The 15,251-nt window shown below is 40.3% G+C and carries 16 protein-coding genes; 8 read left to right on the top strand and 8 right to left on the bottom strand.

Annotation, left to right across the window (positions count from 1 at the left end):
- Positions 1 to 29: 29 nt before the first annotated feature.
- Positions 30 to 638 (bottom strand): GNAT family N-acetyltransferase, encoded by a 609-nt coding sequence (locus EKM69_RS07890; RefSeq protein ID WP_125709885.1) that lies wholly within the window; start codon positions 636 to 638, stop codon positions 30 to 32.
- 106 nt (positions 639 to 744) lie between these two features.
- Between EKM69_RS07890 and EKM69_RS07885 the strand changes: the two genes are divergently transcribed.
- Entirely contained in the window at positions 745 to 1,584 is an 840-nt protein-coding gene (locus EKM69_RS07885; protein ID WP_225423868.1) for a mechanosensitive ion channel family protein, read from the top strand.
- Between the two features lie 406 nt (positions 1,585 to 1,990).
- Here EKM69_RS07885 and EKM69_RS07880 read toward each other — a convergent pair whose 3' ends face one another.
- The 4 genes from EKM69_RS07880 to EKM69_RS07865 all read right to left on the bottom strand — a co-directional run bounded on the left by EKM69_RS07880 (position 1,991) and on the right by EKM69_RS07865 (position 5,588).
- Complete coding sequence (locus EKM69_RS07880; protein ID WP_125709883.1) at positions 1,991 to 2,746, bottom strand: alpha/beta hydrolase; 756 nt, start codon at positions 2,744 to 2,746, stop codon at positions 1,991 to 1,993.
- Positions 2,747 to 3,260: 514 nt separating this feature from the next.
- A complete protein-coding gene (locus tag EKM69_RS07875; RefSeq protein WP_125709881.1) occupies positions 3,261 to 4,127 on the bottom strand; it encodes an aldo/keto reductase in 867 nt (288 codons plus the stop codon).
- Between the two features lie 91 nt (positions 4,128 to 4,218).
- Entirely contained in the window at positions 4,219 to 4,968 is a 750-nt protein-coding gene (locus EKM69_RS07870; RefSeq protein ID WP_125709879.1) for an SDR family oxidoreductase, read from the bottom strand.
- A gap of 83 nt (positions 4,969 to 5,051) precedes the next feature.
- The gene (locus EKM69_RS07865) at positions 5,052 to 5,588 is read right to left on the bottom strand and encodes a DapH/DapD/GlmU-related protein (RefSeq protein ID WP_125709877.1); all 537 of its coding nucleotides are present in this window, start codon (positions 5,586 to 5,588) and stop codon (positions 5,052 to 5,054) included.
- Between the two features lie 112 nt (positions 5,589 to 5,700).
- Between EKM69_RS07865 and EKM69_RS07860 the strand changes: the two genes are divergently transcribed.
- The 4 genes from EKM69_RS07860 (at position 5,701) to EKM69_RS07845 (ending at position 9,351) form a co-directional block, all read left to right on the top strand.
- On the top strand, positions 5,701 to 6,573 hold the full coding sequence (locus EKM69_RS07860) for a LysR family transcriptional regulator (RefSeq protein ID WP_125709875.1): 873 nt from the start codon (positions 5,701 to 5,703) through the stop codon (positions 6,571 to 6,573).
- An 87-nt stretch (positions 6,574 to 6,660) separates the two neighbouring features.
- The gene (locus tag EKM69_RS07855) at positions 6,661 to 6,981 is read left to right on the top strand and encodes a PadR family transcriptional regulator (protein WP_125709873.1); all 321 of its coding nucleotides are present in this window, start codon (positions 6,661 to 6,663) and stop codon (positions 6,979 to 6,981) included.
- A gap of 2 nt (positions 6,982 to 6,983) precedes the next feature.
- A complete protein-coding gene (locus EKM69_RS07850; RefSeq protein ID WP_125709871.1) occupies positions 6,984 to 7,319 on the top strand; it encodes a DUF1048 domain-containing protein in 336 nt (111 codons plus the stop codon).
- A gap of 625 nt (positions 7,320 to 7,944) precedes the next feature.
- Positions 7,945 to 9,351, top strand: coding sequence for an APC family permease (locus EKM69_RS07845; RefSeq protein WP_125709869.1), 1,407 nt, complete (start codon positions 7,945 to 7,947; stop codon positions 9,349 to 9,351).
- A 423-nt stretch (positions 9,352 to 9,774) separates the two neighbouring features.
- On the opposite strand, the gene EKM69_RS07840 is transcribed toward EKM69_RS07845, so the two are convergent.
- Positions 9,775 to 10,635, bottom strand: coding sequence for an aldo/keto reductase (locus EKM69_RS07840; RefSeq protein WP_125709867.1), 861 nt, complete (start codon positions 10,633 to 10,635; stop codon positions 9,775 to 9,777).
- Positions 10,636 to 10,747: 112 nt separating this feature from the next.
- Here EKM69_RS07840 and EKM69_RS07835 point away from each other — a divergent pair, with 112 nt between their 5' ends.
- Positions 10,748 to 11,626: a LysR family transcriptional regulator gene (locus tag EKM69_RS07835; protein WP_125709865.1), complete on the top strand. Its 879-nt coding sequence runs from the start codon at positions 10,748 to 10,750 to the stop codon at positions 11,624 to 11,626.
- Positions 11,627 to 11,672: 46 nt separating this feature from the next.
- On the opposite strand, the gene EKM69_RS07830 is transcribed toward EKM69_RS07835, so the two are convergent.
- Positions 11,673 to 12,521, bottom strand: a complete 849-nt coding sequence (locus EKM69_RS07830; protein WP_125709863.1) for an NmrA family NAD(P)-binding protein — start codon at positions 12,519 to 12,521, stop codon at positions 11,673 to 11,675.
- A 125-nt stretch (positions 12,522 to 12,646) separates the two neighbouring features.
- Here EKM69_RS07830 and EKM69_RS07825 point away from each other — a divergent pair, with 125 nt between their 5' ends.
- On the top strand, positions 12,647 to 13,219 hold the full coding sequence (locus tag EKM69_RS07825; RefSeq protein WP_125709861.1) for a TetR/AcrR family transcriptional regulator C-terminal domain-containing protein: 573 nt from the start codon (positions 12,647 to 12,649) through the stop codon (positions 13,217 to 13,219).
- A gap of 87 nt (positions 13,220 to 13,306) precedes the next feature.
- Entirely contained in the window at positions 13,307 to 14,341 is a 1,035-nt protein-coding gene (locus tag EKM69_RS07820; protein WP_125709859.1) for a hypothetical protein, read from the top strand.
- On the opposite strand, the gene EKM69_RS07815 is transcribed toward EKM69_RS07820, so the two are convergent.
- A complete protein-coding gene (locus EKM69_RS07815) occupies positions 14,282 to 15,106 on the bottom strand; it encodes a zinc metalloprotease (protein WP_125709857.1) in 825 nt (274 codons plus the stop codon). The two genes, EKM69_RS07820 and EKM69_RS07815, sit on opposite strands and share 60 nt — an antisense overlap.
- Positions 15,107 to 15,251 lie beyond the last annotated feature (145 nt).

Below are 15,251 nucleotides of genomic sequence, written 5' to 3'. Positions count from 1 at the left end.
AATTCAAGTCTATCTAAAATTTCAAACATTCAAAATTTTCGACGATACAAGAAACAAGTCAACGGCACAAATTTTTCTCCGTGACGATATCTAATAGTAGCTTCACGATACCTTTCAAAGCCACGGCGGTCATAAAACTGGTAACTACAATCAGTATCGGTAAACAAATAAATTTCTCGCCCAACAAAATCTCGTGCAATTTGCTCCAACAAGAAAGTCCCGATCCCCTTAGTCTGATTATCCGGGTCAGCAGCTAAGTAGTTGATCTCAGCTTTCGGCGTGTAATGCTTTCGATAATCGGCCAACATTGTCTGATTCACGTCATCATACGGATTGGCTCGGTCAAAGTTGTGAACGAGCTTTTCCATAATTTTGACGAAAAGACGTTTTGAAAAAGTCGCATATGGTTTACGCTTGCCAAATTCATTCAACAACAAGACCCCTGCTAGCTGTTCACCTTGATAAGCGGCATATATTTTCGTAGCGGAAATCAGTTCGTTATACCAAAAGTAACGGCTGTAAAGCTCTAATCCGATGGGATTCTTAGTATACTTATCAAAATGCATCCCTTTTTTTGCGAATTGAATACATTTTTGATAGTCAGATTTTTTCAAAGGTTTGATTTCTAATTTACTCACAAGTTTCTCCCAAAATTCTTTCGATCATCGTCACTATTCTATCAGAAATGTTTTAAGTTCTCTGTGATAAGATAGTCTGATAGACATTATCGGAGGATTTTTTATTTTGAACTTGTCATTTAACGTATTCAACATCGCCAAAAAAATGTTTCTCAAGATCGATTGGGAACAAGTTTTAGAACACGTAACTAGCGTCGTCATCCAGCTATTTTTTTTGACGGTAGTATTATTGCTGATCAACTGGATCGGTAATAAGATCATCAGACATATTTTTAAAAATAATTGGAAATCACTAGCCAAAGTCCCAACAAAAAAGTTAGACACAATTTACACGCTAGTCTTAAACATCTTCAAGTACGTCCTAATATTCTTCTGGATCTACGCCTTTTTATCAGCCATCGGCGTTCCGGTCGGAACCTTGATAGCTGGTGCCGGGATCTTCAGTTTGGCCATAGGTCTTGGAGCTCAAGGCTTCGTCTCCGACATGGTCAACGGCATGTTCATCTTGTTAGAGCAACAAATCAGTGTCGGTGACATGATCAAAATCGGCACGATCGAGGGTCGAGTAACATACGTCGGCATCAGAACCACCCAAGTTCAAAGCATCGACGGAACCTTAAACTACATCCCTAACCGAAACATCACCATCGTCAGCAACATGTCGAGAAACAGCATGCAAGCACTAATGGAGATCCCCATCTCCAGCAACGCACCTTTCAACGAAATCACCAAATTGATCAACAACATCAACCAAAACCTAGACATCGAAAAATTACAAATAACCAAACGTCCATATATAGTAGGCTTCTCCAACCAAAATGACGGAACACTAGTACTACAAGTCGCAGCTTACACCAGACCTGGGGCTCAGTATAATGTTAAAAACAAACTACTCGAAAAATATTTAGGGGCTATAAGGAACGCTAAAATAGAGTTGCCAAAATAAAAAAAAGAGAGTGGAGAGACGCGGTCAGCTGCTGAGGATTAACGCGGGTGGTCGAACAAGGTGCGGCGAAGCCGTGCCTCGACCACCTGTGTTAACCGGAGGCCGCTGCGTCTCGGAACTCGTTTCCGCTATAAAAATAGAACGCGTATCCACTATAAAAATAGAGAGTGGAGGGAGATGGTCAGCTGCTGAGGATTTAGGGACTGTCAGCACCCAAGGTGCGGCGAAGCCGTGCCTGCTGACAGTTTCTAAACCGGAGGCCGCTATCTCCCGGAACTCGTTTCCACTATAAAAGTAGAACGCGTATCCACTACAACAAAATAAAGCTACTACATGAAATTAACCATAACACCAAGTATCAATAAAAAAGACATGCCGACCGGCATGTCTTTTCCTTTCCTTTACTTTACTTATCTTCCCCCAAAAAACTACAAACAATATCCAAAACCTCTTCCCGAGATTCCCCCTCAGTAAACCCATGATCAGCATTAGGCAACAAAGCCAGATCACTCTTCTCATAAACCTCATCATACCGTCTAGAAGCCACAGGATCGACAACTAAATCATCCAATCCATGCACCAACTGAACAGGCCCATGAAACTGGCGAGCCACATCATAAATCGGTAAAGTCTGAGCAGTCCGCAAATAAAATCCCCCCAGAGTCAAACCTTTTTTAATAGGCAATTTATCAGGAATATTTTGTGGATCATAAGTATAACCTTGAGTATTCCCCTTAAGAGCATCATCTTTCAACGTAGCAGCTAGAGCCAGTAAAACCACACGTTCGATCAAATCATGATAGTAACCGGCCAACATACTAGCGACCACCCCTCCCTGGGAATGACCGACCAAATAGATTTTTTGCACGCCGGAAAGCCCTCGAGCATAATCCAAAATAGCCTTACCATCACTGATCTCATTCAAAACAGTCATATCTTCAAAAGCACCATCACTTTCACCATGACCGTTAAAATCAACGCGCAAAGTAGCAAATCCCTCAGCGTTCAATCGATCGGCAATCTGATAAAGCAACTGATCAGGCTTCATTCCACGATCAGAAGTAAATCCATGCATCAAAATAGCCAAATCAAACGAATCAGCCTGAGGCAAACAAAGCGTCCCCCGCAACGTCAATCCATCACGCATAATCTCAACATCCATACCAAAACCTCCAGCAAGTTGTTAATGAGACCATTCTAATACAAAAAATTAAATACATTCAATATATTGAGTAATCAAAAAAATTATTTGGGAATCAATTCAAGAGTCTATTTCATCCCTCATAACGTAGCACCGATGATGTCCTCGACAAAGATGAATAAGATAAGTCGAAAAAATAAAAATCTTAAGACAACTTCAGAAATCGGAACTCAAACCTAATTAAAAAATCGATCCCCATAAAAATAAGTACCGTACCCCCACTCAAAGTAGAGTTTTCTCTACCTAGGTTCTGCGGGAGGGTGGAAGGAATTCGCTGTCAGGTGTGAAATTGTTGTTAGCGATTCATCGCTTACAACAAGGCTCGTATTGGAGATTGCCGAAGTTGTCTCCTTCGGTGAGCTTCAATCGACGCCCACACCGTTCCACAGCGCAATTCCTGGAACTCTCCCGCTGAACCGGAAGTGAACATCCAACAAAAAAAGCCACCCGAACATCCGGATGACCTCTAAAACTATTAAATTTTTCCACCAAACACAGGATAAGCACTCGCATCACCATAATCCATATTGCCAATTCCGGCCAATGTCTTCATATCCTCGTCACTGATCTCAAAATCCAGTTCAGCATTTGACTTCATATGATCTGGGTTAGCTGACTTTGGAAGAACGATAGTATTCAATTGCCAATCATAACGGATGCACAATTGTGGAACACTAACGTTATACTTCTTAGCCATTTCCACGATCCGGTCATCTTTCAATGCTGCACCGTGAGCAACTGGTGAGAATGCCTCGACAGCGATGTCGTTGTCTTGTGAATACTTGATGATATCTAATGGTGTATCACCAATATGAACTTGAACTTGGTTGACAGCTGGTTTTGTATCACTGTTCTTAATCAAGTTGTCCAAGTCTTCTTTATTGAAACTTGAGACACCGATGGTCTTGAGCTTTCCTTCTTTAACAGCGTCTTCTAAAGCACGCCAAGCTTCAAGGTTTCCTTCAAAATGACGGTCGTTTGATTGGTTAACTTCTTTCCAAGGTTGTGGGTTGTGGATGATCATCATGTCTAAGTAGTCGATGTCCATCTTGCTTAGTGTTTCATCGATTGACTTTTTAGCATCGTCATAATTTTTCAATTCGGCAGCGACTTTTGAGTTAACAAAAAGCTTGTCACGGTCAACACCAGAATTTCTAACACCTTCACCAACGCCACGTTCGTTACCGTAAGCTTGGGCCGTATCGATATGCTTGTAGCCGATCTCGATAGCAGACTCAACTGCTTTAGCGACTTCGTCATCAGGGATCTCCCAAACTCCAAGTGCTAATTTAGGGATCTTAATGCCACTGTTTAATGTGATTGTTTCATCAAAAATACTCATATAATTTCTCCTTTTTATAATTGGATGTGATATTTATTTAACGACTAGATAATAAACCCTCTAGTAGACTTTAAGGCAAGCTTTTAAAAAACTAAATTTCTTGTCCTGTAGGTCTGATGATCATTTCATTGACTGCCATGTTAGCTGGCGTATCGATCACAAAAGCTACTGCTTGAGCAATTTCTTCCGGTTGTAGAGCTTGCATTTCGGCACCTGGCAAGTCTTGCATACTTTCTAATTGTTCACGAATATCTTTGTTATTGATTGATTGGAACAATTCTGTTTTAACGCTTCCTGGTGCGACAACTGTTGTCTTAATGTTATTGCCACGTTCTTCTTGGCGAAGTCCTTCCATGATGGCACGAACAGCAAATTTAGTTCCTGAGTATGTAGCATAGCCAGGAAGTAATTCATATCCCAAAACAGATGAGGTAGTGATCACGTGGCCACTCTTTTGCTTTCTCATTACTGGAAGGGCTGAAGCAATCCCATTCAAAACACCTTCAACGTTAGTTTCAAGCATGTTCTTCCATTCATCTCGAGCTAATACGCTCAAGTTGTTGACTGGCATGATCCCGGCATTGTTAAAAAGTACGTCGACCCGACCGTATTTTTCAACTGTTTTGTCGATAACATTTTGGACTTCGTCAGCCTTAGAAACATCAGCTTCAACAGCTAAAATATCTGCTCCAGCATTATTTTGTTGGATCTCCTCTAAACGGCTCATTCTTCTGGCGGCAATAGTTAACTTAGCTTTCTTACTTGCTAAAAGATTGGCCGTTGCTTCGCCGATACCACTTGATGCTCCCATGATTACGACTACTTTATTTTCGATTGTCATATATTTCTCCTTCAAGCTACTTAGTAGCTATTTCTTATTTGTGTTTTGTATCTTATCCCTTTGAGTTAACTCGAAGACAAGGATTATTTTTCAATTTTTTTGATAAAACGGGCTGGCACTCCAGCAACGATACAGTTAGCAGAAACATCCTTAGTAACGACAGCTCCAGCACCAACAACAGAGTTCTCACCGATGGTCACCCCTGGGGCCACGGTCACATTAGCAGCCAGCCAAACATTTTGATGAATATAAACTGGCTTCAGTTGCAAGCTTCTCCTAATACTAGGTTCCAAGTTGTGATTAACCGAAGCAATCGTCACATTTGGTCCGATCAAGACGTTGTCTCCAAGATAGATTCCACCCATGTCGGTAAACATTGAATTACTATTGATAAAAACATTTTTTCCGATATGTAAGTTCCGCCCAAAATCAGTTGTGAATGGCAATCTGATTTCAGTCGTGTCAGAAATTTTCTCGTTGGTGATCTGACTGACCACATCGCGAACTTCTCCGCTATTGTGAACACCAGTGTTTAGTTGTTGAACTAAAACTTGATTTTTTTGAACTATCTTTTCGATCTCATCATAAGCTTTAGTTCCTAAGTCCATTTTTGATTGCATTGTTTTCACTCCTTAAGGGTTGACTACAGTATATGGGCTGAATATCATAATGTTAAATACTTATAATCAATATCCAGTTATTACATTTCGTTATATTAAAAAGGAGCTTATTATGGACATCCGTGTTTTACGCTATTTCGTAACTATCGCCGAAGAATTGAATTTCTCCCATGCAGCCGCTCGTTTACACGTCTCACAGCCGGCTTTATCTCGTCAAATCGCTGAACTAGAAAGTCAATTAGGAACAAAACTGTTCGTGCGTGGAAATCGCCAGATCCAACTGACCCAAGACGGCTATTATTTACAAGAACAAGCCAACGAGATCCTCAAATTAGTCGATAAAACAACTTTCAACTTGCAAAAACAAGACACCATAAGTGGCGTTTTAGATATCGGTGCTGGAGAAAGTATCGCCTTACGTCCCATGATGACGGCCATCCAAAAAGTCATCTACCAAAATCCTGAGATCAAAGTCAATATTCACAGTGGGGACTCGCTAAACACCTTGGCCGAACTAGATTCTGGTGTCCTAGAATTTTCCGCCATGATGGGTGATAAAAAGTACGAAAATTATCACAGTCTCAAATTTCCAGCGGTCAATCACTGGGGTGTCTTGATGCGAAAAGATGAACAAATTGCTAGTTTAGATGAGATAAGTCCAACTGATCTAGTCGGTCGACCTTTGATCACTTCGCGGCAATCACAAACCAGTGAATTTTTTGAAGAATGGAGCCACGGGCTAAGCCTGCAATATAACTACATCGGAACTTACAATTTGATTTTCAACGCCATGTTATTAGTAGAAACTGGAGCCTGCATGGCCTTGACCTACGAATCACTGATTGACACAACTAACACTGAACTAGTCTTCAAACGGCTAAGCCCATCATTGACCGAAGGGGCATCTTTGATCTGGTCCAAGAAACGCAAACTACCTGAAGCTGGTCAACTTTTTATCGAGCAGTTGAAAAAAGAATTAGAATAAGGATTTTTTCCTTGCTATTGTGACTACCTAGTAATACTATATACATGTACTTAGTATCACTAAGTAGTTGAAATGAGGTATTTAAATATGAAAGGTTTAACCGAATTACTAAAAGGCGCCCTGGAAGGAATCGTCCTCCAACACATCAGCAAAGGCGAAACCTACGGCTATGAAATAACTAATTACCTAGTAGACCTAGGTTTTGAAGACATCGTCGAAGGAACCGTCTACACCGTCCTACTAAGACTGGAGAAAAACGGCTTGATCGACAGCGAAAAAAGAAAATCCGAAGTCGGACCACCCAGAAAGTTTTACAAATTAACACCAGCAGGAACCGACTATCTAGCCGAATTTTGGACTAAATGGACCTTCCTAGCCGAAAAAATGGAACAATTAAAGGAGAAATAACCATGGAAAACTTACTAAAGAAAATGGTAGGAGACAAAAAAAGATACCGCGAATTCAAAGCAGAAGTAGCAGCCCTACCAACACCCTACAAAGAAACCTTCGAAGCCCTAGAAAAATACATGTGGAACTTCGCCAAAGGAGACGGCTTCCTACAGATACTGGAACAAATACTAGAAATCTTCCAAGAAAACGCCGAACAAAATGTCCCCGTAAAAAACATAATCGGCAACGACCCAGTAAAATTCTGCGACGAAATAATGGCCCAATACCCTGACGAATTATGGTTGATCAAAAGCCAAAATAAGTTGCGAGAACAAGTAAAAGAAATCAACAAATAAAAAATCTAAAAGCCCATCCCCACAAAGTGAGATGAGCTTTTTTACTTCAGATTAATCCTTAAAATAATGCTTTGGTTTTGGTTTTGGTCTTGGTCTTGGTCTGAATCTTACCAACAATCATAGAATCTGAGATAGACCGCAAAACCTAGGACGCGCAAAAAATGCCAATTTGATCAAAAAAACTCGGTCTCCACCAACAAAAAGAAGGTGATGTTGCACTATCTAGACGGAGGGGCCCGGGGATACAGCCCTCAGTGGTGAAATTCCTCTTAGCGACGAAGGAGCTTAGAGGAAGGTGCAGTTTTGAAACAAGCGAGCGGTTTATGCTCGATTGGTTCAAAATGTGCCCACCACGTTCCAGCGGCTGTATCCCCGGGCCCCGGAGTCGGCAGTGAACCTCACACCAAACTACCACCTCAACACCAAACCACCTAAAATCACCAACGACAATCAAAACAAAACGCCACTGTCTGCGCTGCTCTCTCACCTCAAGTACAAAACCAATCATTATTAAAACAATTATCACATTATTAAAATAATCATTGTTTTTCAATCACATCTCCACCATAATGGTATATGCATTTCAAAAATAGGAAACATCTATCAAATTACAAAGGTCATTATCATGAAAAACATATTTAAAAAAGAAAGCGTCGAAAACTACGTCAAAGCCGACTCTCACCTAGTGAGGTCTCTCCACGCAAAAGACCTAGTAGCCTTAGGTATCGGCGCTGTGATTGGAACAGGTATCTTCATCCTACCCGGTCACGAAGCAGCACTACACGCAGGACCGGCAGTTTCCATTGCCTTTCTGATCGCAGCACTAGTTTCAGGAATGGTCGGAATGGCCTATGCGGAATTCTCTTCCGCCATGCCAGTTGCGGGATCAGCCTACTCCTTCGGTTCAGTCATCTACGGAGAATTCGTCGGTTGGCTCCTCGGTTGGGCGTTGATCCTAGAATACTTTTTAGCCGTCTCGGCAGAAGCGACCGGATTTGCCTCGTACTTCAACAACAACATCCTAGCAGCTATCGGGATACACATTCCGAAAGCCTTACAAGCCGGTCCGATGGAAGGTGGCGTCATCAACTTGACGGCTGCTCTGATTGTACTAGTCGTAGCCGTAATTATTTTTCACGGCGTCGACTTATCCAAACGGATCGAAAACACTGCGGTGGTCATTAAAGTAGCCATCATCATCTTATTCATCGTAGTCGGTATCTTCTATATTAAGTCATCCAACTACGTACCGTTTTATCCAAAACAATTCCACTCCTCACCTTGGGGATTAGGCGGAATTTCGACTGCAGCAGCGACCGTATTTTTTGCCTTCATCGGGTTCGATGCACTGGCAGCCAACTCGGCTGAAACAGTCGACCCTGGAAAAAACGTTGTCAAGGGAATCATCGGAACAGTTATCGTAGCCGTTATTTTGTACGTAGCCTTCTCCTTCGTTTTAACCGAAGTAGTAAACTATTCAAAATTAAATGTCGATGACCCAGCAGCTTACGCCCTACAAGTAGTAGGATTAAGCGGCTGGAACAAGATCATCACCATCGGTGCCTTGATCGGAATCTTCACGGCCATGATCACCATGTTCTTCGGTGGGTCAAGACTAGTCTACGCCCTAGGACGAGACGGTCTCCTACCAAAATTCATGGGCAAGATCACCAAAAAACACGCCGTACCAACCAACGCCATCATCATAGCCACAATAGTACAAACATTCTTCGCCGGAATGGTACCACTAACCCAACTAGCATCCCTAATAAACGCCGGAACCCTACTAGCCTTCGCCTTCATCTCCTTCGGGATCATCCCGCTAAGAAGAAGAAAAGACATAGTAAACGACGGCTTCAAAATGCCCTGGTACCCATTCCTACCAATACTATCAGGCCTACTAAGCGTCTACTTCATAATAATGTTACCGAACCTAACAAAGATCTCAGTAACATCATGGCTGATCTTAGGAGTAATCTTCTACTTCGCCTATGGCTTGCAACATTCTAAATTACAGAATGATGAACTGTAAAAAATAATAGAAGCAAAAAGGAACAAATGTCTAAAAAATGGCATTTGTTCCTTTTTTGTTTTTGTTTTTGTTTTTGTTTTTGTTTTTGTTTTCCGATTTTACCATCAAGAAGAAACCTGAGATAGACAAGTAAGAAATAGGAAGCACCAAAAGTGCCAACTTCCCCAACAAAAATCGGTAAAACCCACTCAAAAAAGACGATTAGATTGACACCAATCTAGGTGGAGGGTCGGGGCGCGATATGGGCTCAGCCGCGAAATTTTTGTTTGCACGGCAAAAGCCGTGCTTACAAAAAGGTCAAGCTTTGAGATGTCCAAGGCGATCTTCCTTGGATAGCTCAAAGTTGGCCCGCAGCGTTCCAGTCCCATATCGCGCCCCGACCCGGAACCGGCAGTGAACCACCTACCAAACTACTACCTCTATCTAATTCTTCATCTCATTCAAACTAGAACCAAATATCTGCTCAATAGTAACCGGATCACGATGGTCGAAAAATTGGCTTTGATTTTTATCTAACCCACTAATAACTGACATCTCATCATCACTAAGCGAAAAATCAAACACATCAATATTTTCCTTCATCCGTTCCAAATGAACCGACTTAGGAATCACAACGATCCCACGTTGCAACAGCCAACGCAAAATAACTTGCCCATTAGCCTTACCATACTTTTCACCGATCGACTTCAAAGTCTCATTAGTAAAAATGTCATGCTTACCTTCCGCAAAAGGTGCCCAAGCTTCAACAGTAATATCTTCCCGTTGGTTAAATTCAACTTCTGAAGTTTGTTGATACCAAGGATTGACCTCGATTTGGTTGACGACTGGTTTAATGTGGCTAGAAAGTTCCAAGTCTTTCATCTGATCGGCGTAAAAATTCGAAACACCGATAGCACGAATTTTTCCAGCTTTATTAGCTTCTTCTAAAGCACGCCAAGCACCAATCGTGTCCCCATATGGCTGGTGTAACAAGTACATATCTAAGTAGTCGAGACCAAGATTTTTTAAAGAAGTGTCGATTCCTTGTTTAGCTTTTTCATACGTGAAGTCAGAAACCCACAGTTTTGATGTGATGAACAAATCGTCGCGATCGATTCCACTTTCCTTGATTGCCTCACCGACAGCCGTCTCATTTTGGTAAGCTGATGCCGTATCAATCAAGCGATAGCCACTGTTGATAGCATCGAGAACCGCTTGCTTGCACTGAGCCAAGTCAGTAATTTGGAAAACGCCGAAGCCCAATTGGGGAATTTCGACGCCGTTATTTAATTTCACATTTTGCATATTCATTACCTCTTCGTTTAACTTATGAATCCAGTTTAGGGGCAAAAAGCCGATTTGAAAATTACCAAATAAATATGCTACTATGCATCCAACGTATACTGGAGGTGTAATTTTGATCGACAATTATCTCTTAGAAGAACTCGTAACTTTTAAAAAGTACGGCACCTTAGCAGCCACGGCGGAACATTTAAGGATCACCCAACCGACCGTAACTCGGGGCATGCAAAAAATCGAAGAGGAATTCGGTGTACAAATTTTCGACCGAAAGCCCAACAAGATCAGCCTTACTAAAACTGGCGAATTAGCAGCCGAACAAGCCCAAAAAGTTTTGGCCCTCAATCAGGACATGATCGAAGCCGTTCAAAAATACGACTACAACCAACACCACATTACAGTAGCATCAGTCGCACCCGGTCCAGTGATCTTACTCAAATCGATCCTATCGGACTTACCTCAACAAATCGATATCAACAAAACTTTGTTGGAACCAGAAGTAGCTTTGAACAAGCTCCAAACTAATGATTTTTCAATGATAATCACAAATCAAGAAATCCAAACTGACGAGGTCGAATCGCGATACATCGGGACGGAAAAACTGTCTGTCAATCTCAACAAGTTCACCTACTTGGCCAACAAAAAATCCGTAACATTCAAGGACCTGAAAGGCTTCAGCTTCATCGTCTTATCCGACATCGGCGTCTGGAAGAAAAACGCTGAGGACAACATCCCTGATGCAAAATTTTTATACCAAAATCAATACGAAGCCTTCACCGAGATCACCAAATATTCTGACTTCCCTTACTTCAGCACCAACATGTCCCAGATCGACCCTGACCGCAAAAGAGCTGATAGTGATGAAGTAGAAATACCGATCACAGGTGAATTCAGCTCGATCGATTTTTACGCCACCTATTTGAAGGCAAACAAAAAAGTCATCTCTCCGATCGCAGAGAAAATGACTTCAGCTTGGGAAAACAAAGTCTCTGACTAAATGAGGTATTAACCTTGTTCGTCAGAGATTTTTTGCTTTTAAAATATTATTTACTCATCAACTCACGAGCAATTTCTTCCATATTAGCCAGCGGATGACCTAAGACTTTTTCAAATTCAGTTGGATCAGCATTATCTTCACCATTGTCTAAGTCCAGTGTATGTTCCTGATAAGTTTGCGAAACTCCAGCCCAATTAGGAGAAATTCCTGCAGCCACAAGGGTTGGCACAAAATTATTAGCAGTAGTTATTTCGATGTCTAAGTCTTTTCCCACTGCTTCTTCCGTACCAACAGCTATTTCTGCATAACTACGAGCCTTCCCTGCTAGGTTTAACACTTCCTGATCATATCCATCAACGATCACTCGAGCACCTGCTTCAGCGTATTCACGTTTCAAGGCAAACGAAAGCTTTCCTTGATCAGCAAAATAAGCAAACTTGCCAGTTTTTTGAGCGTAATCAAATACTGCTTGATTTAGTTCAGCATACCAGCTATTCCGCAAAAAGACGTGTTTGATACCTGACTCATTGATCCAGTTTTCTGTTTGCTTGTGGTTGATCTCCAAACCAAAGCGATCGAGTGCAGGTTGAAAAATACTAGTATAGGAGATGAATTTGATTCCATCCTCAACCGCAGCGTCTACGACATTTTTTTGAATTCCTGGGATTGAAACAGACACGAACAAAAGTCGGTCGATTCCTTTGAAAGCTTCAATTAGCGAAGCCTTATCCGAAAAATCACCAATTCGTACATTGATACCTTTTTCCTTTAAGGCTACTCCTTTAGCCTCGTTTCGGACTAAGCCAAAAATATTTGCATCGGGAGCAAATTTTTTCAAATAGTCGATTGCATAACTTCCGTATCCACCGTTAGCGCCTGTCACCATAATGTTCATACATCGTACCTCCTCTGTATCTGTTGTTCTACTATAATGGCAGTTTGGCTTAATTACCTTAGATAAAAATGCTAAAATGTATAAAAAATAGACATTATTGATTATTTATCAAATAAGGAGCAATCATGTCACTAAAAAATCAAACTAAACTACTTTTTGCCCAAACACTCGAAGAAATGTTACAGACTATGCCAATGGATAAGGTCCGCGTTGTCGAATTGAGTCGCAGAGCCGGTACCATCCCACAGTCGTTTTACTATCACTTTCATGATAAATACGAATTAGTCGCTTGGAAATTTTTGTACGACTTCTCCAACACCTATGTTGATGAACCCCAACAGTATTCAATTGAAAGCATCTCTGAAAATTTGACTGATATGTACAAGCATCGAAATTTTTACCAAAAGACTTATACCGAAAGATCACAAAATTCCATCGACCAATACATCCAAAGTTTCAATGTCAAAACAGCCGTAGAATCCATTGAAGCTTTTTACCAAGAACCAGTCACCAGTGATCAACTAGCTGAAATCAAACATCACTCATACGGCATGATGGGACTGTTCAAAGAATGGATTCAAAACGGCAACTCAGACCAAATAAAAAAGCTGGCCGAGTTTCAATATGCACACGTACCAACTTTTTTAAAAAAGGCCTATCAAAATTTTAACTTCAAAAAATCTGACGTTTTTAAATAAACAATTGATTTGGGGTTAGCATCGCCCGTTTTAACAACTATAATTGTCTTTGAATATAATATTTTTAATATGTTATAGGGGATAAATATGAAAAAGAAACGCACAGGATTATCGATCATAATCGGGGGATTAGTGATCGTCGTATTATTAGCAGCCTACACTTCGTACAAAAGCTACACCAATATTGGGGTCGGTGGTGACGATCCGAAGGTTGAGACTACCAATACTAAATCAACCAAAAGTCAGAAATCACCCAAGAAAGACCACAAAGGACCAAACAAAAAGGATAGCAACATCTTCCTCCAGGATACGAAAAATCCTGATCGAATCATTGCTATCCATCCTTATGGTTCTGATGGGGTTTATTTATATCGTACACAAGCTAATGGTGCCGTTTATCCGGAATACAAGTATTTCAATGCAAGCCTGCAACAATCTAATACTCGTTTAGCAGTACAACCGATAGGCAATTCAATTGATACTCAATCAATGACATTCATTAAAAATCAAAATGGGCTTTACGTGGATAACAACACCGGAAAAACATATACTCAACTCAATAACCATGAAAATGATAAAGATTACAACACCTTAGATATCCGTAATCATAATAAAGACGTTTTGAATAACACTTCTGATCCAACACATGATGAAACCACAAATGATAGTTCAAAAAATGATCTTCGTACTCAACATCACTACATAATTTTGAAAAATGGAAATTACTATGATCAATTTCTGGGAACATTTTATGGAAAATATCCACAAAATTATACGTATGATGAATTATTGCAAGATGGCTCTCAATACATTGACCACTCCCAAACTCCATCTGATGACGTTATGTATTATAAAGATAATAATCAAACTCACGTCACTAATAGTGAAGTTGATGAAAACATTGAATGGAATAAGGCCTACGATCAAAAATTATCAGACAATATTAATAACGTGGGAGAAAAAGTGCAAAACCAGGAATACGTTGACAGTATTTTAAATTCCTACACTGAAGACGAAAAAGAATCAATCATGAATTCCCTTCATCAGATTGATCCTTCTTCATCAAACTATATCTCGACGACCGATGACGTGACCAACTTCATGCATGACATCATGGGTTAATTTAGTATCACTTGTTGAATCTTTTTCTATGTCAGGCGACAATACAATATATCCCTTTAGTAGTACTTCATTATAAACTTGCGTTGGTACAAATGTCGCATTAATATTTTTTTCAAAATTCTTTTCAAATTCAGGATTCAAATTTGTATCCGTTAAAATGATACGGGCTTCTTGAGGATTATCAACGATTCTAAAATGGAATCGTTGATCTTTCTTCCATTCATTAATTGATATTTTTAATGCGTCATTTACTCTATTGTTCTTAGTGGCATTGTATACTGTAATATCCTTTGGCTTAACAATGCTTCCATATATGCTGGATGTAAAAAAGTGAATATTACCATCATCTAGACTATCAGCCATTTCATTGACGACGTCAGGGCTAAAGGCTAATGATGTATAATATCGTTTCAAGTTTTCCTTATAAAAAGCATTAGTACCATTCTTGTAACTATCGGCATAGGCATCAATAAATTTATTAAAGGTAGTTAAATCAGGGTAAAACTTTGAGACAATCGAAGATATATCTGACATTTTAGTATCTGGATTTTTCACCCAATTTTGAAATGAAGGTAATGCGTATTTGATCCATAATTTAGTCTCCCTAATAACTTTATCATCCAAAAAATAATCATCAGGAACATCTATTTGATCTCCTTCATCATCAGTTAGCACCCTAGCTTGGGCTGGAATACTTGGAACTGAGACCGGAACCAGGCCAAGACACAAACACATAGATATAAGAATTTTTTTTAACCCTTTCATATAAGAACCCCCCAATAATTAATTCAGTTATATTATAAGCTCTGCCTAGGCTTAAAATAAAGCTATTATCTCAACCACAATGAGATGATAGCTTTTTTATATTTGAAGCATTTCGAGACACAAAAAAATCCCTACCATTTCTGAT

Origin of the sequence: Companilactobacillus zhongbaensis (genome assembly GCF_003946515.1) — a bacterium.
Classification (GTDB): domain Bacteria; phylum Bacillota; class Bacilli; order Lactobacillales; family Lactobacillaceae; genus Companilactobacillus; species Companilactobacillus zhongbaensis.
This window is presented reverse-complemented; position numbering and strand designations above follow the sequence as displayed.

What these genes read in the sequence shown, in the direction of transcription:
- EKM69_RS07880 (WP_125709883.1), bottom strand. Translation starts at nt 2,746, where the DNA reads ATGGATGTTGAGATTATGCGTGATGGATTGACGTTGCGGGGGACGCTT.
- EKM69_RS07875 (WP_125709881.1), bottom strand. Translation starts at nt 4,127, where the DNA reads ATGAGTATTTTTGATGAAACAATCACATTAAACAGTGGCATTAAGATC.
- EKM69_RS07870 (WP_125709879.1), bottom strand. Translation starts at nt 4,968, where the DNA reads ATGACAATCGAAAATAAAGTAGTCGTAATCATGGGAGCATCAAGTGGT.
- EKM69_RS07865 (WP_125709877.1), bottom strand. Translation starts at nt 5,588, where the DNA reads ATGCAATCAAAAATGGACTTAGGAACTAAAGCTTATGATGAGATCGAA.
- EKM69_RS07860 (WP_125709875.1), top strand. Translation starts at nt 5,701, where the DNA reads ATGGACATCCGTGTTTTACGCTATTTCGTAACTATCGCCGAAGAATTG.
- EKM69_RS07855 (WP_125709873.1), top strand. Translation starts at nt 6,661, where the DNA reads ATGAAAGGTTTAACCGAATTACTAAAAGGCGCCCTGGAAGGAATCGTC.
- EKM69_RS07850 (WP_125709871.1), top strand. Translation starts at nt 6,984, where the DNA reads ATGGAAAACTTACTAAAGAAAATGGTAGGAGACAAAAAAAGATACCGC.
- EKM69_RS07845 (WP_125709869.1), top strand. Translation starts at nt 7,945, where the DNA reads ATGAAAAACATATTTAAAAAAGAAAGCGTCGAAAACTACGTCAAAGCC.
- EKM69_RS07840 (WP_125709867.1), bottom strand. Translation starts at nt 10,635, where the DNA reads ATGCAAAATGTGAAATTAAATAACGGCGTCGAAATTCCCCAATTGGGC.
- EKM69_RS07830 (WP_125709863.1), bottom strand. Translation starts at nt 12,521, where the DNA reads ATGAACATTATGGTGACAGGCGCTAACGGTGGATACGGAAGTTATGCA.
- EKM69_RS07825 (WP_125709861.1), top strand. Translation starts at nt 12,647, where the DNA reads ATGTCACTAAAAAATCAAACTAAACTACTTTTTGCCCAAACACTCGAA.
- EKM69_RS07820 (WP_125709859.1), top strand. Translation starts at nt 13,307, where the DNA reads ATGAAAAAGAAACGCACAGGATTATCGATCATAATCGGGGGATTAGTG.
- EKM69_RS07815 (WP_125709857.1), bottom strand. Translation starts at nt 15,106, where the DNA reads ATGAAAGGGTTAAAAAAAATTCTTATATCTATGTGTTTGTGTCTTGGC.